This window comes from Amycolatopsis sp. WQ 127309 (assembly GCF_023023025.1).
Taxonomy (GTDB): Bacteria; Actinomycetota; Actinomycetes; order Mycobacteriales; family Pseudonocardiaceae; genus Amycolatopsis.
The window spans coordinates 4,628,411-4,649,467 of record NZ_CP095481.1; the positions used below are offsets into that span (position 1 = coordinate 4,628,411).

Genomic DNA, 21,057 nt, shown 5'->3' on the forward strand with positions numbered 1-21,057 from the left:
GCTGTCGGGTTCCTGTCGGCCCGCGTCACCGCCTCGCCGCCCGCTCGGGCGCCGGGAGAAGATGGGGTGGTGCAGCCCTCCGAACCCGTGCGCCTGCTCGTCGTCGACGACGAGCCGCACATCGCCGACCTCGTCGCCACCGTCGCCCGGTACGAGGGCTGGCAGGCGGTCACGGCCGGCTCCGGCAAGGCCGCGCTGAGCGAGGCGGCGGCGTTCGCGCCGGACATCGTGGTGCTGGACCTGATGCTGCCCGACTTCGACGGCTTCACCGTGCTCGACCGGCTGCGCGCGAACGGCAGCGCGGTGCCCGTGGTGTTCCTCACGGCCAAGGACGCGACGGCGGACCGGATCGCCGGGCTCACCCGCGGGGGTGACGACTACCTGGTGAAACCGTTTTCCGTGGAGGAGCTGATGGCGCGGCTGCGGGCGGTCCTGCGCCGCAGCACCGGCGCCGCGCTCCCGGCCGCCGCGCGTGGGGCCGTGCTGCGCGTCGGGGACCTGACGCTGGACGAGGACACCCGCGAGGTCCGCCGCGGCGACGGGGCGCCGGCCGAGCTGACGCCGACCGAGTACGAGCTGCTGCGCTACCTGATGCGCCGCTCGCCGTCGGTGCTGACGAAGGCGCAGATCCTCGACCACGTGTGGGAGTACGACTTCGGCGGCCGGTCCAATGTGGTCGAACTCGTCATCTCGCACCTGCGCCGCAAGATCGACGCGGGCGCGGGCGAACCGCTGATCCACACCGTGCGCGGCGTCGGGTACGTCGTGCGCCAGGTCAACCGGTGAGGGGCTTCTTCCGCCGGTGGTACGGGGCCTGGCGGCGCACCCGGCTCGGCACCCGCATCACGCTCGGCCTCGGCGCGCTCGCCCTGGTGGTGTTCGCCGCCGTCGGCGTCACGACCGTCGGGATCATGCACGGCTACCTCGACCGGCGCCTCGACGAGCAGCTGTCCAAGAGCCAGAACACCCAGGTGCCGACGCTGCGCGAGACGCACGGCTCGCCGCAGTCGGTCTACTCCTGGTACTCGGCGCTGTACTCGGTGCGTGACGGCGTCGCGACGCCCGAGCCGGGCGGGATGCTGCCCGGCGACGGCAAGCAGCTGGCGAAGATCGCCGCCGACGCCGTCGGCGGCGACGTCACCCGCGACATCTACCTCTACGACGACGGCCCGTACCGGGTGCGGGCCTGCCCGGTCGACACCGATTCGGTGCTGCTGAGCGCCGCGCCGCAGGGGGACCTGAACGGGACCGTCCGCCAGCTGGTCTGGGTCGAGGTCGGCGCGTTCGCGCTCGCGCTGGCGGTGCTGGTGGTCGTCGGCCGGCTGGTGCTGCGCCGCGGCCTGCGCCCGCTGGCCGACATGGCCGGCACCGCGCACGACATCGCGGCCCACGACCTCACCGCGAACCCCGACCTGCCGGTGCGCGCGTCGGGCAGCGGCGGCGGCGTCGAGGTGGAGGAGCTGCGGACGGCGTTCAACGTGATGCTGGCGCACATCGACACGTCACTGGCGGCCAAGACCGAGGCGAACGAGCGGCTGCGCCGGTTCGTCGCCGACGCGTCCCACGAGCTGCGCACCCCGCTGACGTCGATCCGGGGTTACGCCGACCTGTTCCGCTACGCGGCCGCGAACGAGCCGGCGGAACGCGAGGCGCACCTGAGCAAGATCCGCGAGGAGACGGCGCGGATGACCGTGCTCGTCGACGACCTCCTGCTGCTGGCCCGCCTCGACGCGCGGGCGGCCGAAACGCCGTTGCGTCCCGAGCGGACGGACCTGGCCGAGCTGGCCGGCGACGCGGCGGACGCGTTCGCCGCCGGCCGGCCCGACCACCCGGTGACGACCTCCCTGGATCCGGCGTTGGTGGACGCCGACCCGGTCCGGCTGCGGCAGGTGCTCGACAACCTGCTGGCCAACGCGGCCGTGCACACGCCGCCGGGGACCGCGGTGCACGTCGCGGTGGCGGTCGAGGGCGCCGGGGCGCTCGCGCGGGTCACCGACGCCGGGCCCGCCGCCATTGCGCCGGCCGACCAGGAGCGGATCTTCGACCGGTTCTTCCGCGTCGACGACTCCCGCACCCGCTCGGGCGGCGGCACCGGCCTCGGGCTCTCGGTGGTGCAGTCCCTGGTCACGGCGCACGGCGGCACGGTCTCGGTCGAGTCCGCCCCGGGCCGCACGACGTTCACGGTCAGGCTGCCGCTCGCTCGTAGTACGCGATGATCACGCCCTTGGTGGTCGCGACACTGCGGGTGAGCGTGAACTCGGTGAAGGGCGCGGCGTCGTCGAACAGGCGCGCGCCGCGGCCGAGCGTCAGCGGGTGGATCAGCAGCGTGTAGCGGTCGACGAGCCCGGCCGCGTGCAGGGCGCGCACGAGCGCGGCGCTGCCGACGACCGACAGGTCGTTGCCGGGTGTGGCCTTCAGCTCGGCCACGGTGCTCGCCGCGTCGCCCCGCAGCAGCACCGAGTTCTGCCACGCGCCGGCGTCGTCCAAAGTGGTCGAAGCGACGTACTTGGTGGCGGCGTTCAGGTGCGTGGTGAACGGGTTGCCGTCCGTCTGCCCGGCCCACGCTCCGATGAAGTCTTCCCAGGTGCGGCGGCCGAACAGCATGTCGCCGGGCTTGCCCATGCCCTGGCTCATCTCCTGGCCCAGGACCTCGTCCTGGTAGCGGCCGCCCCAGCCGCCGTGGGTGAAGCCACCGCGAGTGTCCTCGTCGGGCCGGCCGAGGCCCTGGACGACGCCGTCGAGGGTGATGTTCATGGTGACGCTGAGTTCGCGCATGGGGTTTCCTTCCGCTTCGGTCTGTCGCCGCCTACACGAACGGCCACCGCGCGGATCGACAGCGGGCTACTCCCGATCGGTGACGTGCGGGGGAATCACCCAGCCGGGGGAGAGGTCGGTGGACGGCTCGGGCTCGCCGAAGACCGTCCGGACCGGCAGGACCCCGGCCCACGCGGTGTCCGCGCCGACGTCGTCCGGCTCGTCGTCCGGGCCTTCCGCGCGCATCTTCACCGACGCCTCGGCCAGGTCGAGGGAGAGCACCGACACCGCGGCGAACTCCTTCGCGTTGACCTCGCGCGCGTGCTCCCACGAACCGGGCGCGAGGTGGTCGGTGAGCACCTTGAGGCCGTGCATCTTCGCCTCGGCGTCGGTGACGAGCCGCGCCTTCCCGAGGATCACGGCGCTGCGGTAGTTCATCGAGTGGTTGTTCACCGACCGCGCGTAGACGATGCCGTCGAGCAGCGTCACCGTGACGCAGACGTCGAGGTCCTGGGTGGCTTTCCGGAGGCTCGACGCGCCGGTGGAACCGTGCAGGTAGAGCGTGTCGCCGTCGCGGCCGTAGCCGGTGGGCAGGACCAGCGGGACGCCGTCGCGGACGACGCCGAGGTGGCAGATCAGGCCGTCGTCCAGCACGGCGTGCAGCACGGCGCGGTCGGTGACGGCCCGGTTCTTCTTGCGGCCGAGCGTGGTGCGGGGCGTGGTGGAAAGCATGCGACCAGCGTCTCTCCCGGCAGTGGCATCGGAAAACGTCCACTTCTCGTACACTTGGGAAGTCCACTTGAGGAGGTCCCCGTGACCCACGCCGACACCGCGCTCCCGGTCAGCCTCGACCGCGCGTCCGTCACGCCGCTCGCCGTCCAGCTCGCGGACGCGCTGCGCGAGGCGGCGGCGTCCGGGCACCTGCGCGGCGGCGACCGGCTGCCGTCGACCCGCGCGCTGGCCGGCCGGCTCGGCGTCAGCCGGACGGTGACGTCGGCCGCGTACGAGCAGCTCCACGCCGAGGGCTGGATCGCCGGGCGGCACGGCTCGGGCACGTACGTGACGACGCCGCCGTCGTTTTCGGCTTCGGAGGTCCCGGCGCCCGCTGTCCCGGCTCCCGACGCCGAGCCGCCGTCCCTGCTGGACCTCGGGCCGGGCACGCCGTGGGCGGCCGGGCTGGACCGCGCGGCGTGGCGCCGGGCGTGGCGCGCCGCGGCCGACCCGGACCCGCTGATCCGCGCCCACCGCGCGGGCCTGCCGGAGTACCGCGCGGCGGTGTCGGAGCACCTGCTGCGCCACCGCGGCCTGGCGGCGGGTTCGGTGCTGGCCACCGGCGGGACGACCGCCGCGGTCGTCGAGCTGGCCTCGGCGGTGCTGGAGCGCGGCGACGTCGTCGCCGTCGAAGAGCCCGGCTACCAGCGCGCGGTGCAGGCGTTCCTCCGGGCGGGGATGCGGGTCGTCGGGGTCCCGGTGGATCTCGAAGGGCTGCGGCCGGACGCGATCCCGGCGGACGCGCGGGCGGTGTACTGCTCGCCGGCGCACCAGTACCCGATGGGCAGCCGGCTCAGCGCGGCGCGGCGGGTTTCGCTGGTCGAGCGGGCGCGAGCGTCCTCGATGTTGGTGATCGAGGACGACTACGACGGCGAGCTGCGCTTCGACGTGGCGCCGCTGCCGATGCTGGCTTCCTTGGCGCCCGACGTGGTGGCGCACCTGGGGACGACGTCGAAGATCCTGACGCCGACGCTGGGCGCGGGCTGGATGGTGGCGCCGGAGGCGATCACGTCGGCGGTGCTGGCGTACCGCGACCTGACGGGCACGCGGCCGTCGCCGGCGGGGCAGCGGGTGCTGTACGAGTTCGCGCGCAACGGAGACCTGGGAAGGCACCTGCGCAAGATCCGCCGCGAGATGGCGGAACGCCGGACGCTCTTGGCGGGCGCCTTGGCAACGGCGGGCATCCCCCTCCGCGGCGACGACGCCGGGGCGCACCTGGTGGTCCCGTTCCCGTCGGCTTCGGTGGAGGCGTCGGTGATCGCGACGGCGGAGCGGCGGGGGATCCGGCTGGACGGGCTGGCACGGCACTTCGCCGGAGTCCCGACGGCGCACGGAGTGGCGATCGGGTACGCGGGGTGCACGCGGGAGGCGCTGGTGTCGGCGCTGCCGACGCTGGTCTCGCTGCTGCGCTGAGACGGTGTGCCGGCGGCCGGCTCGCCAGCAGTCCGCCGCCGGCCCACCTTTCGCGAGTTCCGGCTTCGATCACGCGAGTTCCGTTTCCCGTCACGCGAGTCTCGCCTTCCGTCACGCGGCTCCGCTCTCAAGCACCCGAGTTCCGGCTCCGATCACGCGAGTTCCGTTCCCGATCACGCGAGTTCCGTTCCCGATCACGCGAGTCTCGCCTCCCGTCACGCGGCTCCGCTCTCAAGCACCTGAGTACCGGCTTTGATCACGCGGGTCGTCCTTCCGAGCACCCGTGATGGCGGCCGGGCGCCGGGCTGTCGTCGAGCGCGGCCCCATAGTTGTCCACAGCCTGGCCGTGATGTGGACAACCGGGTCTGGCGAGGGGCTTTCCCGAAATTTCGTCGTTCGGCCTGGATACGCTGGAGCGGGGATGGACCCCCTGGGAGGGCGGTCGCTGTGTTCGGGCGGGCGGGCCAGTCGAGCGGACGTACGGGCCTGCCAGGGGAGTGGCGAGCCAGCCGAGCGGACGTGTGGACCGGCCAAGGGACGTGTGCGAAGCCGAGCGGCCGCACGGCCGGCCAGGGATCGGGCGGATGGGCCAGCCGAGCGGATGCACAGGACGGCCACGGTTGGGCGGGCAGTCGGGCTGTTCACGGATGGCCGGCACTCGCGTAAGGCTGACACTCATGGACGGCCGACACCCGCGTACGGCCCGCAAAGGGCGAGTCCGCTGCGCTGGAGTGCTCGGCGCGGCGCTGCCGCGTTGGTGCCGGTGTTGCTGCCGACACCGGTCTCGCTGCTGCGCTGACAGTGGCCCCTCGTAGGTAACGACGTCCCTGGGCCGCGAGGGTTGCGTTCGGCGTTCGGCGCTCGGAGCCTCTCGCCCGTCGCACGGGGCTGGGGTGTTCGTCGAGGTCACCGGGTACGGTGGCTCACCATGAGCGAGAAGATCCGGGTGGCGGTCGTGTTCGGCGGGCGCAGTAGCGAGCACACCATCTCCTGCCTGTCCGCGGGCAGTGTCCTGGGGAACCTCGACCCGGAGCGGTTCGAAGCCGTCCCGGTCGGCATCACTCGTGAAGGGCGCTGGGTGCTCGGGACCGGCGACTCCGCTCAGCTCGCCATCCGCGGCCGTGAGCTGCCGTCCGTCGAAGACGGCAGGAACCTCGTGCTCGCCGGGGATCCCTCCAGCCAGGGGCTCGTCGCCGTCGAGCCGGGGCGGGAAAGCGAGCTGCTGTCCCAGGTGGACGTCGTCTTCCCGGTGCTGCACGGCGCCTTCGGCGAGGACGGCACCATCCAGGGCCTGCTCGAGCTCGCCGGCATTCCGTACGTCGGCCCTGGCGTGCTCGCCAGCGCGGCCGCCATGGACAAGGAGACCGCGAAGAAGCTCCTGGCCGCCGAAGGACTTCCAGTCGGCACCTTCGCCGCGCTCCGCCGGGGGCAGTCCACTTTGGACGACGACGACCGTGCGAAGCTCGGACTGCCGGTGTTCGTGAAGCCGTCGCGCGCCGGGTCTTCCGTCGGCATCAGCCGCGTGACGTCCTGGGACGACCTGGACGCCGCCATCGAGCTGGCCCGTGCCACCGACCCGAAGGTCCTCGTCGAGGCGGCCGTCGTCGGCCGTGAGGTCGAGTGCGGTGTCCTGGAGTTCCCGGACGGCCGCGTCGAAGCGTCGCTCCCGGCCGAGATCCGCGTCCTGTCCGAGGACGAAAACGCTTGGTACGACTTCGAAACCAAGTACCTGGGTGACGACGCCGAGCTGGACATCCCGGCCAAGCTCGACGACGCCGTCACCGAGAGGCTCCGCGCGATGGCCGTCGAGGCCTTCCGCGCGCTGGACTGCCAGGGCCTCGCCCGCGTCGACTTCTTCGTGGGCGCCGACGGCGAACCGAGCATCAACGAGGTCAACACGATGCCCGGCTTCACGACGAAGTCCGCCTACCCGAAGATGTGGGAGGTCACCGGCGTCGACTACCCGACCCTGCTGACCACCCTCATCGAGACGGCGATCGCCCGCGGCACCGGCCTCCGCTAGCCCAAAGCCGTGAAGGCCTCCTTCCCGGCCATAAGAGCCGGGAAGGAGGCCTTCACGGCTTTCAGCCGAACCGCAGCGGGCGCGCGGGCAGCTTCGCGGCCACCGTGTCCGAGATCTGCTGCAGCGGGCCCGTTCCGGCGCTGTCCGGCACCGTGAGGGCCGAGTAGACCTCGCGGTCCACCACGTACCACGTCGACGCGCCCTCGCCCGGGACCTGCAGCCACTGGACGCCGTTCACCAGCCTCAGCTGTGACGTCGGGGTCAGCTCCGGCGGGCGGTCCAGGCCGCACCGGAGCACCAGCGGGTCGGTCGTGCCCCACGCCACCGTCGCCGGCGGGGCCGGGTCGGCCAGGGTGCGCAGCGGCAGCGATGACCCGTTCGACGTCAGTTCGGTCGGCACCGCGCCCAGCAGCGTTTTGCAGGCCGGGGACGCCGCCGCCGGGGCGGGCACGGAGACCAGCGGCAGCGGGCCGGCCGCGGGATCCGGAGAACGGTGAGTCAGGGCGAAGACGGCCACGGCGACCGCCAAGGCCACGGCGAGCGCGGCCGCGGTGACGAGCACCACCCTGGGTGGCGCGCCGGTGTCGGAGTCGGGCACCCGACCACTACACCACTCCTCAGAGATGCACGACCGGGCAGGTCAGCGTCCGGGTGATGCCTTCCACGTTCTGCACCTTCGCGACCACGAGCTGGCCCAGCTGGTCCACGCTGTCGGCGGCCGCGCGCACGATGACGTCGTACGGGCCGGTGACATCCTCCGAGCTGGTCACACCAGGGATGCTCGAGATCTCGGCCGCCACCGCGGCCGCCTTGCCGACCTCGGTCTGGATGAGGATGTATGCGTGGACCACGGCGCGCCCTTTCGTCGGGATCGATCGGCTCAGGGTAGGAACTTGGGAGCAGGAACGTTCTCAGCCAGCAACGTATCGCCAGCTCACGCAAAAACATAGGGCATCCGACTATCGGTGATCGATCTTTGTCCCGGTAGAGAAAGCAGAGGTGACCGGTGTCACCGAACGACGCAACGGTCGCCGAGACCGGGGAGTTCGCGCTCATCCGAGCCGTCACGGAAGGACGCCGCCAGCCCCCGGGCACACTGCTCGGCCCCGGCGACGACGCCGCCGTGATCGCCGCCCCCGACGGGCGCGTGGTCGCCAGCACGGACGTCCTGGTGCAGGGGGTGCACTTCCGGCTCGACTGGTCCGCCCCGGAGCAGGTCGGGCGCAAGGCCGTCGCGGTCAACCTGGCCGACATCGCCGCCATGGGCGCCGCGCCGACGTCCGTTCTCGTCGGCATCGCCTGCCCGCCCGACACCCCGCGCGAGGTGATCACCGCGCTGGCCGACGGCATGTGGGCCGAGGCCGAACGCGCCGGCGTCGGCGTCTCCGGCGGTGACATGGTCCGCGCCGACCAGCTCGTGATCAGCGTCACCGCGCTCGGCGACCTCGGCGACCGCGAACCGGTGACGCGCTCGGGGGCCCGCCCCGGCGACGTCGTCGCGGTCTGCGGGAAGCTCGGCTGGGCGGCCGCGGGGCTGGCCGTGCTCGGCCGCGGCTTCCGGTCCCCGGTCGGCGTCGTCAACGCCCAGCGTGCCCCGGAGCCGCCGTACGAGGCCGGGCCACGCGCCGCGCTCGCCGGGGCCACGGCCATGATCGACGTCTCCGACGGGCTCCTGGCCGACCTCGGGCACATCGCCGAGGCGTCCGGCGTCGGCATCGACGTCCGCACCGCCGACCTCGACGTCCCGGCCCGGCTCACCGAAGTCGGCGCCGCGCTGGGCGCGGACCCGCTCGACTGGGTCCTCACCGGCGGCGAGGACCACGCCCTGGTGGCCACGTTCCCGTCGTTCACCGAGCTGCCGGAGGGCTGGCGCACCATCGGCGTCGCGACCATGCCGGACTCGGGGATCACCGTGGACGGCAAGCCTTCCACACGCGAAGGCGGCTGGACGCACTGGCGCTGATCTAGGCTCTGCGAACGTGAGAATCGTTCCGGTCCCCTACGACCACCCCGACGCGGCCAAGCTCATGGCCGCGGTGCAACAGGTTTACGTCGAGCGCTACGGCGACGAAGACGCCACCCCGATGGACCCCGCGCAGTTCGACCCGCCGCAGGGCCTGTTCCTCATCGGCTACCAGGGTGACGAAGCCGTCGCTTGTGGAGCGTGGCGCGCGCACGACGGCCCCGCCCCCGGCTTCCGGGACGGCGACGCCGAGTTCAAGCGGATGTACGTCGCCGACTCCGCGCGGGGCCGCGGGTTCGCGCGGATGATCCTGTTCGAGCTGGAGCGCACGGCGGCGTTGTCCGGCCGCAAGCGCGCGGTGCTGGAAACCGGCACCAAGCAGCCGGAGGCGATCGCGCTCTACGCGTCGTCGGGCTACGTCGAGATCCCCGGCTTCGGGATCTACAAGAACGAGCCGGACAGCCGGTGTTACGCCAAGGACCTCAGCGGGGCGTGAGCTTCAGCAGGGCCGCGGCGTGCGGGCGCAGGGACGCGGAGATCGCGGTTCCCACGTCCTGGTGGGCCCAGAGATCCCGGACGTTCCAGGCGCCCGGGACCGTCGCGGACACGGTCGCGGTGGTGGTGCCGGTGTTGAGCAGCACCACCGCGAACCCGCCGCCGGACAGGGGTTTGCCCCACACCTGGTAGCCGGGCCCGGCCGCGAGCTGACGGCCCTGGCCGCCCGCGAAGTCCTGGTCGACGGCGATCGCCTCGGGGTTGCCCAGCGTCGCGAGGTCGTCGTCGCCCAGCTTCGCCGGATCGGTCCCGGCGAACAGCGGCGCGTTCAGCACGGCCCAGACGCTGAAGTGCGCACGGGCCTCGTCGGCGGTCAGCGTGCCGTTGCCGACCTGCAGCATGTCCGGGTCGTTCCAGCCGCCGGGCGAGCCGCTGTGGACGGCGACGGCGGCCTGCTGGTCGATCGTCGCGAGCACGGAGTCCCAGGTCGGGGTCAGGTCGTAGGTGGTCCGCCACAGGTTCGCCACCGGCCGCGCCCAGGTCCACGGGCTGGAGACGCCGTATTCGGAGATCGCGTAGACGATCGGGCGGGGGAGCGCGGCCAACGCGTCGCGCATCTTCTCGAACGCCGCCCGCCGGTCGAGGCCGTCGACGGTGTCGGCGTTGCACCAGTCGTACTTGAGGTAGTCGACGCCCCAGCGGCCGAACGTCTCGGCGTCCTGCCGCTCGTGGCCGAGCGAGCCGATGCCGGCCGCGGGGTAGGCGTCGTTGGCCATCGCGCAGGTCCGGCTGCCCGGCACGGCGTAGATCCCGAACAGCAGGCCGCGCGAGTGGACGTAGTCGGCGAGGTCGGCGATGCCGTGCGGGAACCGCGCCGGATCGGCCCGCAGGGAGCCGTCGGCGGCGCGCGCGGGGGCCTGCCAGCAGTCGTCGACGACGACGTAGCGGTACCCGGCGTCGCGCAGGCCGTCGTCCGCGAGCGCGTCGACGGCCTTCCTGACGACGTCCTCGGTGAGGTCGTAACAGCGGACCTGGTTCCAGCTGTTCCAGCCCATCGGCGGCGTCGTGGCCAGGCCGTTCGCCGGCGCCGGCGACGCGACGGGCGCGCTCAACAGCCAGGTCAGCACGACGAGCAGGAGCACGAGGAGCGTGCTTCTCGGACGGGTGTGCTGCCTCGGGTCGATGACGTGATCCAATCGCAGAGCACGTGAAACCGCGGTCACCCGGAGGCGGCATGCCCATTTACGCGCTCGGTTCGCTCGAACCGACGATCCACCCCGATGCCTACGTCCACCCGGACGCGACGGTCATCGGCGACGTCCGGATCGCCGCCCACGCGTCGGTGTGGCCGCAGACCGTGCTGCGCGGCGACCACGGGTACATCGAGATCGGCGAGCGGTCCAACGTCCAGGACGGCTGCGTCCTGCACTGCACCGAGCAGCACCCGACGATCCTCGGTCCGTCGTCCGCGGTGGGGCACGCGGTGCACATCGAGGGCGCGAAGATCGGCACCGGCTGCCTGATCGCGTCCGGCTCGGTGGTGCTGAACGGCACGGTGGTCGAGGACGGCGGCATGGTCGGCGCGGGCGCGGTGCTGTCGTACGGCTCGTACGTCAAGACTGGCGAGATCGCGCTCGGCGTGCCCGCGAAGACGCGGGAGAACAAGTCCTTCGGGCCCGAGAGCATCGCCCTCGTGGTGGATTCGTACGTCGAGCGGGCGCAGCGGTTCCGCGTCGAGCTGCGGCGGCTCGACCCGCGCGAGTGACGGCGGCCACGGCCGGTAAGCTCGCCGCCCGTGACCGCACGAGCGCTGCAGGACATCGTCGAGGCAGGCTGGGCGAAAGCCCTGGAACCGGTGGCGCCGCAGGTCGCCGCGATGGGGGAGTTCCTCCGCGCGGAGATCGCCGCGGGCCGCACGTACCTGCCGGCGGGTGAGCACGTGCTGCGGGCGTTCCAGCAGCCGTTCCACGACGTCCGGGTGCTGATCGTCGGCCAGGACCCGTACCCGACGCCCGGGCACGCCGTCGGCCTGAGCTTCTCGGTGGCGCCGGACGTCCGGCCGATCCCGAAGAGCCTCATCAACATCTACAAGGAGTACGCCGAGGACCTCGGCCACCCGCTGCCGTCGAACGGCGACCTGACGCCGTGGGCCGACCAGGGCGTCCTGCTGCTGAACAGGGCGCTGACGGTGCAGCCGGGCAAGTCGAACTCGCACCAGGGCAAGGGCTGGGAAGACGTCACCGAGCAGGCGATCAAGGCCCTCGCGGCCCGGTCGGAGCCGATGGTGGCGATCCTCTGGGGCCGCAACGCCCGCAACCTGCGCCCGATGCTGGGCGAGGTGCCGTGCATCGAGTCGGCGCACCCGAGCCCGCTGTCGGCGCACAACGGCTTCTTCGGGTCGCGCCCGTTCAGCCGCGCCAACGAGCTGCTGGAGCAGCAGGGCGCCGCGCCGGTCGAGTGGAAGCTCCCGTAGGTTCGGTGTCCGGATCGGAGTGACGGCTCCGACCAGGGGGAAACCTTGGGAGGGCTCATGAACGTCACATCGGCCGACGGCACGACCATCGCCTACGACCAGCGCGGCACGGGCGCGCCCGTGATCCTGGTCGGCGGCGCGTTCAACGACCGGACCACGGTCGCCGGCCTGGCCGAGGTCCTGGCCGCGGACTTCACGACGATCGTGTACGACCGTCGTGGTCGCGGCGACAGTGGTGACACCGGCCCGTACGCCGTCGAGCGGGAGATCGAGGACATCGCGGCGCTGATCGCCGAGGCCGGCGGGACGGCGTCGGTGTTCGGCCACTCGTCGGGCGCGGTGCTGGCCCTGGAGGCGGCCGGAGCGGGCCTGGCGATCGAGAAGCTGGTGGCGTACGAGCCGCCGTACGCGACCGACGCGGAGTCACGCCCCGACGTCACGGAGAAGGTGGCCGCGCAGATCGCCGCGGGCGACCGCGACGGCGCGGCGGCGACGTTCCTGGAGGTCGCGGGCACCCCGCCGGAGGTCATCGAAGGGATGAAGCGGGCCCCGGTGTGGGGCTGGTTCACGTCGCTGGCGCACACGCTGCCGTACGACCTGGAGATCTGCGGCCCGGGCGCCCACCCGCGCAAGGACCACCTGGCCCGCATCACGGCCCCGACGTTGGTCATCGGCGGCGGCGCCAGCCCGGAGAAGCTGCAGTCAGGAGCCCGCGTCGCGGCGTCGGCGGTCCCCGGCGCCCGTCACGAGACCCTCCCTGGCCAGGACCACGGAGTGCTGCAGCACCCGGAGTCCCTGCGCGACCTGCTGGTCGACTTCCTGAAGTAGCGGGCCGACCTCCGGAAGCCAAAAGCCGTGAAGGCCTCCTTACCGGCCATAAGAGCCGGGAAGGAGGCCTTCACGGCTTTGACCTGGGCCGGCGGCACAAAAAAATGGCGGGTGCTCCAGAGAGCACCCGCCATTCGAAAATTCTCGCGTCAGCCCCGGACGACCTTGCCCGCCTTGATGCACGAGGTGCACACGTTCAGGCGCTTGCGCTGGGAAATACCCACCTTGGCGTGGACGGTCTGGATGTTCGGGTTCCACCGGCGGTTGGTACGCCGGTGGGAGTGCGAGACCGACTTGCCGAAGCCGGGTCCCTTGCCACAGACGTCGCACACGGCAGCCACGTCGAACTCCTTTGGATCTGGGTCATAGAGATGAGCCCAGACGCACTGGGCAACTCGACCATAGTAACCAGTGGCTCCGCCGGGTTCCGCACGGGGTCGATACGCTCGCCCCGGGAACGGCGAGGAGGTCACGGGTGCGGGTGCTGGACGCGGCGGCGGTGTCGGCCTGGGCTGCGGGTTGTGTGCGCAGCCTGGCGAGCCTGCGGCCGGCCATCGACGGGATCAACGTCTACCCCGTGGCGGACTCCGACACCGGCTCCAACATGCTCTTCACGATGACCGGCGCGGCCGCCGAACTCAGGACCGCCGCGCCGGAGACCGCCGCCGACGCGCTGAGGGTCCTCGCGCGCGGGGCCGTCGCCTCGGCCAAGGGCAACTCCGGCGTGATCCTCTCCCAGGTCGTGCGCGGGCTGGCCGACCGGGCCGAAGGCGAGCTGGACGGCCCGTGGCTGGCCGCCGCGCTGGGGCACGCCGACGAGGTCGCCACCGGGGCCGTGAGCCGGCCGGTCGCCGGGACCATCCTGACCGTCCTGCACGCCGTCGCCCTCGCCGTCCGCGGCGATACGCGTCCGCTCGGCGAAGTGGCGCGAACCGCCGCGCAGGAAGCCGCGCACGCGCTCGAGAAGACGCCGCTCCAGCTGCCCGCGCTGGCCAAGGCCGGGGTCGTCGACGCCGGGGCCCGCGGGCTCGTCGCCGTCCTCGACGCGCTGGTCGGGGTGCTCACCGGCACCGCGGTCGAGCAGGACCACGCGCTCGAGGTGCCGGTGGTGGCGGACGAGGTCTACGCCTGGGAGGTCATGTACCTGCTGGACGGCGTCGACGAGGCGAGCCTGCCGACCCTGCGCAAGGAGCTGGGCGGCCTCGGCGACAGCGTCACCGTGGCCGGCGACGGCTCGGGCAGCCACGCCGTGCACGTCCACTGCGCCGACATCGGCGCCGCCATCGAGGCCGGGCTGACGCTGGGCCGGCCGCGCCGGATCCGCGTCGAACCGCTGCTCACGCCGACGCCGATCGAGCCCGGCGGCGGGATCGACCGCACGGTCGTCGCCGTCGTGCACGGCGGCGGGCTGGCCGAAGTGCTGCGCGCCGAGAGCATCCCGGTCCTCGAAGTGCCCGAAGGCACCACGCCGAGCGTCGAGGACATGATCGGCCTGCTCAACGAGGCCGCCGGCCGGCACGTCACGGTGCTGCCGGGCGGGGTCGCGCTGACCGCGGCGGCCGACACCGCTGCGGGCCACGCGATGGCCGCCGACCGGGACGTCGTGGTCATCCCCTGCACGTCGCCGGTGCAGGTGCTCGCGGCGCTGGCCGTGCACGACGCCGGGCGCCGCACCAACGACGACGTCGTCGCGATGGCCGAGGCGGCCGCCGCGACCAGGCGTGGCGAACTGCGGATCGCGCAGGAGGAGTCGCTAACCTGGGTGGGCCGGGCCCAGTCCGGCGACGTGGTCGGCCTGGTCGACGACGAGGTGGTGCTCATCGAGGCCGCCCCGGCGTCGGAGACCAACCTCGTCGCGGCGGCGATGAAGGTGCTGAACCGGATGCTGGCGCTGGGCGGGGAACTGGTGACGGTGCTGAGCGGGGCGGCCGCGCCGCCGGGGGTCGCCGAAGAGCTCGCGGAGCAGCTTCGGCTGGAGCACCCCGAGGTGGAGCTGGCCGGGTACGCGGGTGGGCAGGCGGACGCCGTGCTGCTGATGGGAGTCGAATAGCGATGGCCGGACTGCGCGACAAGCTGCCGTTGCTGCTGGGTGCCAAGACGGCGAAGGCGCTCGCCACGGCGCTGGACATCGAGACGGTCAGCGACCTGCTGCGCCACTACCCGCGCCGCTACGCCGAGCGCGGTGAGCTGACCGACATCGCCGGCCTCGAGCTGGGCGAGCACGCGACCGTGCTGGCGCGCATCGAAAAGGTGAGCAAGCGCCGGATGAAGGCCCGCAACGGGACCATCATCGACATGGTGATCACCGACGGGAAGCGCCGGCTCACGTGCGCCTTCTTCAACCAGGCCTGGCGGGAGAAGGACCTGGTGCCGGGCAAGTCCGGGCTGTTCGCCGGCAAGGTCTCGGCGTTCCGCGACACCCTGCAGCTGACCAACCCCGAGTACGAGCTGTTCGAGGCCGACCGCGAAGCCGAGGCGATGGACGACTTCCTCGCCGCCATCATCCCCGTTTACCCGGCGGCGCAAGGCATGCCGACGTGGTCGATCGCCAAGTGCGTGCGCCAGGTGCTCGACGTCCTCGACGTCGACGAGGACCCGATGCCGCCGGAGCTGCTGCGGCTCCAGCACCTGGGGGACCTCGAAAACGCGCTGCGCGGCATCCACCGCCCGGAGAACTGGGCGCACCTGGAGGCGTCGCGCAAGCGCCTCAAGTGGGACGAAGCGATGGCCGTGCAGCTGATCTTCGCGCAGCGCCGGCATTCCGCGATCTCCCGTCCGGCCAAGGCGAACCCGCACGTCGACGGCGGGATCATGGACGCCTTCGACAAGCGGCTCCCGTTCGACCTCACCGCGGGCCAGCGCGGCATCGGCGACGAGATCGCCGGCGACCTGGCGACCGAGCACCCGATGAACCGGCTGCTGCAGGGCGAGGTCGGGTCGGGCAAGACGATCGTGGCGCTGCGGGCGATGCTGCAGGTGGTCGACAACGGGCGGCAGTCCGCGCTGCTGGCGCCGACCGAGGTGCTCGCCGCGCAGCACGCGCGGTCGCTGCGCGAGATGCTCGGCGACCTCGCGCAGGCCGGCGAGCTGGGCGCGGCCGAGAAGGCCACCCGCGTCACGCTGCTCACCGGGTCGATGGGCGCGAAGGAACGCAAGAAAGCGTTGCTGGAGGCCATGAGCGGCGAGGCGGGCATCATCGTCGGCACGCACGCGCTCATCCAGGAGACCGTGCAGTTCGCGGACCTCGGCCTGGCCGTCGTCGACGAGCAGCACCGCTTCGGCGTCGAGCAGCGCGACGCCCTGCGCACGCGCGGCAGCGAGGGCACCAGCCCGCACGTGCTGGTGATGACCGCGACGCCGATCCCGCGCACGGTCGCCATGACCGTCTACGGCGACCTGGAGATCTCCGCGCTGCGCGAGATGCCGGTCGGCCGGTCGCCGATCAGCACGACGGTCGTCCCGGTGGCGGAGAAGCCGGCGTGGATGGACCGCGTCTGGCAGCGCGTCACCGAAGAGGTGTCCAAGGGGCACCAGGCCTACATCGTGTGCCCGCGGATCGGCGACGAGCCGCCGTCGGACAAGAGCGACAAGCGGCCGCCGGTCGCCGTCCTCGACATCGCGCCGCAGCTGGTGGAGGGGCCGCTCAAGGGGTTGCGCATCGCCGTGCTGCACGGCCGGATGCCCGCGGACGACAAGGACGCCGTGATGCGCGCCTTCGCCGCGGGGGAGCTGGACGTGCTCGTGGCCACCACCGTGATCGAGGTCGGCGTCAACGTGCCGAACTCGACGGCGATGGTGATCATGGACGCCGACCGGTTCGGGATCAGCCAGCTGCACCAGCTGCGCGGCCGCGTCGGCCGGGGCAGCGTGCCGGGGCTGTGCCTGCTGGTCACGGAGGCTCTCGACGGCACGACGACCCGCGAACGGCTGGCGGCGGTCGAGTCGACCACGGACGGGTTCGAGCTGTCCCGCCTCGATCTGGAGCTGCGCCGCGAGGGTGACATCCTCGGCGCCGCGCAGTCCGGGAAGCGGTCCACGCTGAAGCTGCTTTCCCTGCTGCGGGACGAGGACGTCATCGCGGAGTCGCGTGCGCGGGCGCAGGAGATCGTCGAGAAGGACCCGGCGATCTCGAAGTTCCCCGGGCTGGCCCAGATGGTCGCCGACGTCGTCGACGTCGAACGCGCGGAGTACCTGGAGAAGTCGTGACCGCCGTGGTCCAGCCCGCCACGCGCGCGATCAGCCGTCCGTTGCCGTGACGAACACCCCGGCTTTCGCGGCGGCCGCCGCTGCCGCCGCGGCGACGTCGGCGTCCCGCGGCGTGACGCCTTCGCGGGAGACGAACAGGCGGTAGAAGACCGGTCCGCAGGCGACGCGCACGACCTCGACGGCGTCCGTCCCGGCCGGAACCTCGCCCCGGGCCACGGCTCGCTCGACGATCGGGGCCGACCGCGCGTGGCGGTCGACGTAGAACTCCTCCAGGGCGTCCGCCGCGCGGGTCGAGAGGAACGCCGCCGAGATCGACGCGATCGGCAGCTCGCGCAGGCCCGGCTCGGTGAAGAAGTGCACCAGCTCCCGGTTGACCTCGCGCAGGTCGCCTTCGAGGGACCCGGTGTCCGGCGCGGCCCACTCCTGCTCGGTGCCCATCAGCAGCGCCGCCGCGACCAGGCCTTCGGCGGACTCCCAGCGGCGGTACAGCGTCGTCTTGTGGACGCCGGAGCGTTCGGCCACGGCCTCGACCGTCAGCTCCGCGTACCCGCGCTCGCCGAGCAGCTCCAGGGTCGCGTCGAGGGCGGCGCGGCGGGTCCGCTCGGTGCGGCCGCCCGGGCGCTGCGTGCCGATGGTCTCCAAGTGCCACTCCCGTTGCGTTAGTGCCGTCCAGTATGCCCGCCCGAAAGGGCAGGAACCATTCACCGGACTGCCGCGGGGTACGTGTGCCCGTTCGGCTGCTTGCCGTAGCCCGGTCCGAGAGCGTTTCCTGCCTGGTATGGCGGGGCGGCGGCGCGCGCTGATCGTGGCCAACGGCGAGTACGACAACGCGGGGTTGCAGCGGCTGGGCTCACCCGCGGCGGACGCGGACGCCCTCGCCGGTGTGCTGTCCGACCGCGCGATCAGCGACTTCGAAGTCCGGGTGGTGCGCAACGAAACCGCGCACGTGGTGCAGGCGGAGGTCGAGGACCTCTGCGCCGAGGGCCGTCCCGACGACGTTCTCCTGCTGCACTTTTCCTGCCACGGCTTGAAGGACGACTCGGGCCAGCTGTTCTTCGCCGCCCGCAACACCCGCCCGGACCGGCTCCGCTCGACGGCGGTGCCCGCGCACTTCGTCCAGCAGTGCCTGAAGCAGAGCCGTTCGCGCAGTGTCGTGCTGCTGCTGGACTGCTGTTACGGCGGCGCGTTCGGCCAGGGCGTCGCGGTGCGCGCGTCGGGGGACGCGAACGTGCTGGACAGCTTCCGGGGCGGCCGCGGCCGCGCGGTGATCACGGCGTCGAACTCCATCGAGTACGCCTTCGAGGGCGCCCGGCTGGCCGAGGGCGGGGTCGCGCAGCCGTCGGTGTTCACCTCGGCGCTGGTGGAGGGCCTGCGCACGGGCGAGGCCGACCGCGACGAGGACGGCTGGATCGCGCTGGGCGAGCTGTACGAGTACCTGTTCGACCGGGTGCGCGAGCGCAACCCGAAGCAGACGCCGAGCCGCGACATCGAGATGCAGGGCGAGCTGTACCTGGCCCGCAGCCGGCGCCGCCGCGTCAAGCCGTCCCCGGTCCCGGCCGACCTCGCCGCCGCGATCGCGGCGGAGAACCCGTTCACCAGGCTGGGCGCGGTGGCGGAACTGCGCCGCCGCTTGACGAGCGCGAACCTCGAGGTCGCGGTGGGGGCCTTCGAGGCGCTCGAAGCGATGTCGTCGACGGACGTCCAGCACGTCGCGGAGGCGGCGCAGGAGGCACTCGGCCGGGCCGCGGTCCGGGTCGATCCGCCGGAGGTGCGCCTTGCGGCGGCGCCGGGTTCGGTTGTCATCGAGGCGGTGCGGGCGTCCGGGCCGCCGGTGGCCCGGGAGGTGCGGTTCGAGGCGTCGCACGCGTGGATCGGGATCGTGGAGACGGCCGGCGGTGCGGAGCTGTCGGTGACGGCCGGGGAATCGGGGGTGCGACGAGGGAAGGTCGTGGTCACCGGCCTCACGGGCGAGACGGTCGTCGCGGTGGAGATCGAGACGGTCCCGGAGCCTGCGGTGGTGCCCGAGCCGGGGTCACGGGTGGCGGCCGAAGTGGTGGCCGAGCCCGAGCCGGTGGCCGGCGTGGTGGCCGAGCCGGAGCCCGTGGTGGCCGAGCCGGAGCCGTTGGTGGACGACCTGAGGCCCCGGGCAGCGCCCGGGCCGGTGACCGAGCCCGCGGTGGGCGCCGAGCCCGGGCCGGAGGTGGTGGCCGAGCCCGCTGTCGCGGTGGAAACCGTCGCCGATCCGGAGCCGGTGGTGGCCGAAGCGGAGCCGGTCGCCGGGCCCGAAGAACCCGCGGCACGGGACCGGCCCACGCCCGCCGGAAACCCGCCCGGCACCGTGGATCCGGTGGCCGGGGCCGCCGCGATCCTGGCCATCGGCGGTGCGATCTTCGCGGTCGCCGGCTTCAGCCTGGACTACCGCTACGACTACAGCCTGGCCCAGTACCGGCCGGGCATGGTGGACTACGCGGCCATCGTGATGGGGTGCGCGCTGGTCGCCGGGATCCTCACCCTCGCTCCGCGCACCAGGCACCTGATCGGTCCCGCGGCCCTGCTCGGCGTGGGCTTCGCCGGGCTGTTCGGGTTCCTGCGCTTCTTCGGCGAGTTCGTCACCCTGTCCGCACGCGACTCGACCGAACTGCGGGCCGGTTACGTCTTCGAGCTGCTCGCACACGGCGCGCTCGTGGTCGCGGCGGTGTTCGCGCTGGTGGCCCTGCGCCGCGACGCCGGGGGCGGGTTCGGCAGGGCCCGGGGCTGGGAGCCGTGGGTGGCGATCGTGCTCGGGGTGACGGTCGCGGTCGGCTGGATCATCCAGCTCGGCGAGCTGATCAGCTACGACGAGAGCGAAGCCGGCCGGGCGCAGGCCTACTTCGTACTCGGCGCGGTGCTCGTCGTCGCGCTCCCGGTCTTCGCGGCTTTCCTGCGTCCGCCCGCGGCCGGCTGCGCCGTCCTGGCCGCCGGGACCCTCGGGCTGGTCGGCGTGCTGGCGCCGGTGTCCGTCTCCGTCGAGGAGTACAGCTCGTTCAGCTACGCGGGACAGACCGCTGCCGTGGCGGGGCTCGCGTTGCTGGTGGTCGACAGCGTCGTCCTGGCCGTCCGCCTGCGCCGGAATCAGCCGATCGGGCGACAGCCCTGAGTTGTCGCTGCTCCGGCTCGCGGGTACCACGCTGATCATGAGGAAACGACGGGGTGTTCTCGCGGCCGTGGCCATCGTGCTCGCCGGGCAGGCGCCGGCGGCCGCGGCCGGTGGGGTGCAGCAGGATCCGCCCAGCTGGGGGCTGGACCGGATCGACCAGCGCACCGGGCTCGACCACGCCTACCGCTACGGCGACGACGCCGCGGGCGTCACGATCTACGTGATCGACAGCGGCGTCGACGCGCAGCACCCCGACTTCCAGGGCCGCGTCGCGCCGGGGCGGGACTTCCTCGCCGGCGGCACCGACACGACCGACACGAACGGCCACGGCACCCGGCTCGCCGGGATCGCCGCGGGCCAGGCCTACGGCGTCGCGAAGGGCGCGCAGATCGTCCCGGTGCGGGTGCTCGACAAGGACGGCGGCGGCGCGACCGAGCAGATCATCGCCGGGCTCGACTGGGTCGCGCAGAACGCCCGGCAGCCCGCGGTCGCCGTCCTCGGCATCGGCGGCGTCCCGAACGACCAGCTCGACGCGGCCGTGAAGCGGCTGTCCACGGTGCTGCCGATCGCCGTCCCGGCCGGCAGCGAGACGGCGGACGCGAGCGGTTTCTCGCCGGGCCGGGTGACCGAGGCGCTGACCGTCGGGGCGGTCGACGACCAGGACCACCCGGACAAGGCGTCCAACTTCGGCCAGGACGTCGACCTGTACGCGCCGGGTGTCGCCGTCCCGAGCCCGATCGCGGGCGGCACGACCGCGGGCCCGGAGTCGGGCACGTCGGTGGCCGCGGCGTTCGCGGCCGGCGCGGCGGCGATCTACCTGGCCCAGCACCCCGGTTCGACGCCCGCGCAGGTGGACCGGGCGCTGGTGCAGGCCGCGACGCCGGACGCGCTGAAAGACGTCCCGGCGGGCACGGCCAACCGCCTGCTCTACGTGCCGCAGGCGCCCTGAGACTCCGGCAGGGAGGTGCCACCAGCGCCGATCGGCCAATCTTTCC

Annotated in this window: 20 protein-coding genes; 13 read left to right on the forward strand and 7 right to left on the reverse strand. The window is 72.9% G+C overall.

Annotation, left to right across the window (positions count from 1 at the left end; genetic code table 11):
- Nucleotides 1–69: 69 nt before the first annotated feature.
- Entirely contained in the window at nucleotides 70–786 is a 717-nt protein-coding gene (locus MUY22_RS21835; RefSeq protein WP_247064039.1) for a response regulator transcription factor, read from the forward strand.
- Nucleotides 783–2,216, forward strand: coding sequence for a cell wall metabolism sensor histidine kinase WalK (locus MUY22_RS21840; protein WP_247062075.1), 1,434 nt, complete (start codon nucleotides 783–785; stop codon nucleotides 2,214–2,216). The genes MUY22_RS21835 and MUY22_RS21840 overlap by 4 nt, the downstream gene beginning before the upstream one ends.
- On the opposite strand, the gene MUY22_RS21845 is transcribed toward MUY22_RS21840, so the two are convergent.
- A complete protein-coding gene (locus MUY22_RS21845) occupies nucleotides 2,185–2,775 on the reverse strand; it encodes a dihydrofolate reductase family protein (RefSeq protein WP_247062076.1) in 591 nt (196 codons plus the stop codon). The genes MUY22_RS21840 and MUY22_RS21845 overlap by 32 nt on opposite strands.
- A 66-nt stretch (nucleotides 2,776–2,841) precedes the next feature.
- Entirely contained in the window at nucleotides 2,842–3,486 is a 645-nt protein-coding gene (locus MUY22_RS21850) for a pyridoxamine 5'-phosphate oxidase family protein (protein ID WP_247062077.1), read from the reverse strand.
- A gap of 81 nt (nucleotides 3,487–3,567) precedes the next feature.
- On the opposite strand from MUY22_RS21850, the gene MUY22_RS21855 reads away from it, so the two are divergent.
- The gene (locus MUY22_RS21855; RefSeq protein ID WP_247062078.1) at nucleotides 3,568–4,938 is read left to right on the forward strand and encodes a PLP-dependent aminotransferase family protein; all 1,371 of its coding nucleotides are present in this window, start codon (nucleotides 3,568–3,570) and stop codon (nucleotides 4,936–4,938) included.
- Nucleotides 4,939–5,866: 928 nt separating this feature from the next.
- On the forward strand, nucleotides 5,867–6,961 hold the full coding sequence (locus MUY22_RS21860; RefSeq protein ID WP_247062079.1) for a D-alanine--D-alanine ligase family protein: 1,095 nt from the start codon (nucleotides 5,867–5,869) through the stop codon (nucleotides 6,959–6,961).
- 61 nt (nucleotides 6,962–7,022) lie between these two features.
- On the opposite strand, the gene MUY22_RS21865 is transcribed toward MUY22_RS21860, so the two are convergent.
- Together MUY22_RS21865 and MUY22_RS21870 are read right to left on the reverse strand one after the other, a co-directional pair.
- A complete protein-coding gene (locus MUY22_RS21865; protein ID WP_247062081.1) occupies nucleotides 7,023–7,559 on the reverse strand; it encodes a DUF3515 domain-containing protein in 537 nt (178 codons plus the stop codon).
- A 19-nt stretch (nucleotides 7,560–7,578) separates the two neighbouring features.
- The gene (locus tag MUY22_RS21870; protein WP_125306405.1) at nucleotides 7,579–7,812 is read right to left on the reverse strand and encodes an Lrp/AsnC family transcriptional regulator; all 234 of its coding nucleotides are present in this window, start codon (nucleotides 7,810–7,812) and stop codon (nucleotides 7,579–7,581) included.
- A 155-nt stretch (nucleotides 7,813–7,967) separates the two neighbouring features.
- Here MUY22_RS21870 and MUY22_RS21875 point away from each other — a divergent pair, with 155 nt between their 5' ends.
- Nucleotides 7,968–8,924: a thiamine-phosphate kinase gene (locus tag MUY22_RS21875; RefSeq protein ID WP_247062082.1), complete on the forward strand. Its 957-nt coding sequence runs from the start codon at nucleotides 7,968–7,970 to the stop codon at nucleotides 8,922–8,924.
- Nucleotides 8,925–8,940: 16 nt separating this feature from the next.
- A complete protein-coding gene (locus MUY22_RS21880) occupies nucleotides 8,941–9,420 on the forward strand; it encodes a GNAT family N-acetyltransferase (RefSeq protein WP_247062083.1) in 480 nt (159 codons plus the stop codon).
- On the opposite strand, the gene MUY22_RS21885 is transcribed toward MUY22_RS21880, so the two are convergent.
- A complete protein-coding gene (locus MUY22_RS21885; RefSeq protein ID WP_247062084.1) occupies nucleotides 9,407–10,561 on the reverse strand; it encodes a glycoside hydrolase family 27 protein in 1,155 nt (384 codons plus the stop codon). The two genes, MUY22_RS21880 and MUY22_RS21885, sit on opposite strands and share 14 nt — an antisense overlap.
- A 92-nt stretch (nucleotides 10,562–10,653) precedes the next feature.
- Between MUY22_RS21885 and MUY22_RS21890 the strand changes: the two genes are divergently transcribed.
- Genes MUY22_RS21890 through MUY22_RS21900 form a run of 3 tightly spaced genes read left to right on the forward strand, consistent with a single transcriptional unit; the run spans nucleotide 10,654 to nucleotide 12,720 of the window.
- Nucleotides 10,654–11,184, forward strand: coding sequence for a gamma carbonic anhydrase family protein (locus MUY22_RS21890; protein ID WP_247062085.1), 531 nt, complete (start codon nucleotides 10,654–10,656; stop codon nucleotides 11,182–11,184).
- 30 nt (nucleotides 11,185–11,214) lie between these two features.
- Nucleotides 11,215–11,892, forward strand: a complete 678-nt coding sequence (locus MUY22_RS21895; protein WP_247062086.1) for a uracil-DNA glycosylase — start codon at nucleotides 11,215–11,217, stop codon at nucleotides 11,890–11,892.
- Nucleotides 11,893–11,949: 57 nt separating this feature from the next.
- Complete coding sequence (locus MUY22_RS21900) at nucleotides 11,950–12,720, forward strand: alpha/beta fold hydrolase (protein WP_247062087.1); 771 nt, start codon at nucleotides 11,950–11,952, stop codon at nucleotides 12,718–12,720.
- Nucleotides 12,721–12,869: 149 nt separating this feature from the next.
- Here the strand turns inward: MUY22_RS21900 and rpmB are convergent, their stop codons facing one another.
- A complete protein-coding gene (gene rpmB, locus MUY22_RS21905; protein ID WP_247062089.1) occupies nucleotides 12,870–13,061 on the reverse strand; it encodes a 50S ribosomal protein L28 in 192 nt (63 codons plus the stop codon).
- Between the two features lie 134 nt (nucleotides 13,062–13,195).
- Here rpmB and MUY22_RS21910 point away from each other — a divergent pair, with 134 nt between their 5' ends.
- Nucleotides 13,196–14,770, forward strand: a complete 1,575-nt coding sequence (locus tag MUY22_RS21910) for a DAK2 domain-containing protein (protein ID WP_247062091.1) — start codon at nucleotides 13,196–13,198, stop codon at nucleotides 14,768–14,770.
- A gap of 2 nt (nucleotides 14,771–14,772) precedes the next feature.
- A complete protein-coding gene (recG, locus tag MUY22_RS21915; RefSeq protein WP_247062093.1) occupies nucleotides 14,773–16,926 on the forward strand; it encodes an ATP-dependent DNA helicase RecG in 2,154 nt (717 codons plus the stop codon).
- A gap of 30 nt (nucleotides 16,927–16,956) precedes the next feature.
- On the opposite strand, the gene MUY22_RS21920 is transcribed toward recG, so the two are convergent.
- On the reverse strand, nucleotides 16,957–17,568 hold the full coding sequence (locus tag MUY22_RS21920; RefSeq protein ID WP_247062095.1) for a TetR/AcrR family transcriptional regulator: 612 nt from the start codon (nucleotides 17,566–17,568) through the stop codon (nucleotides 16,957–16,959).
- A 136-nt stretch (nucleotides 17,569–17,704) separates the two neighbouring features.
- On the opposite strand from MUY22_RS21920, the gene MUY22_RS21925 reads away from it, so the two are divergent.
- Both MUY22_RS21925 and MUY22_RS21930 read left to right on the forward strand, forming a co-directional pair.
- Nucleotides 17,705–20,062: a caspase family protein gene (locus MUY22_RS21925; RefSeq protein WP_247062097.1), complete on the forward strand. Its 2,358-nt coding sequence runs from the start codon at nucleotides 17,705–17,707 to the stop codon at nucleotides 20,060–20,062.
- A gap of 37 nt (nucleotides 20,063–20,099) precedes the next feature.
- Nucleotides 20,100–21,011 carry a S8 family peptidase gene (locus MUY22_RS21930; RefSeq protein ID WP_247062099.1) on the forward strand — a complete coding sequence of 304 codons (912 nt, stop codon included), beginning with the start codon at nucleotides 20,100–20,102 and terminating at the stop codon, nucleotides 21,009–21,011.
- Nucleotides 21,012–21,057: the final 46 nt, after the last annotated feature.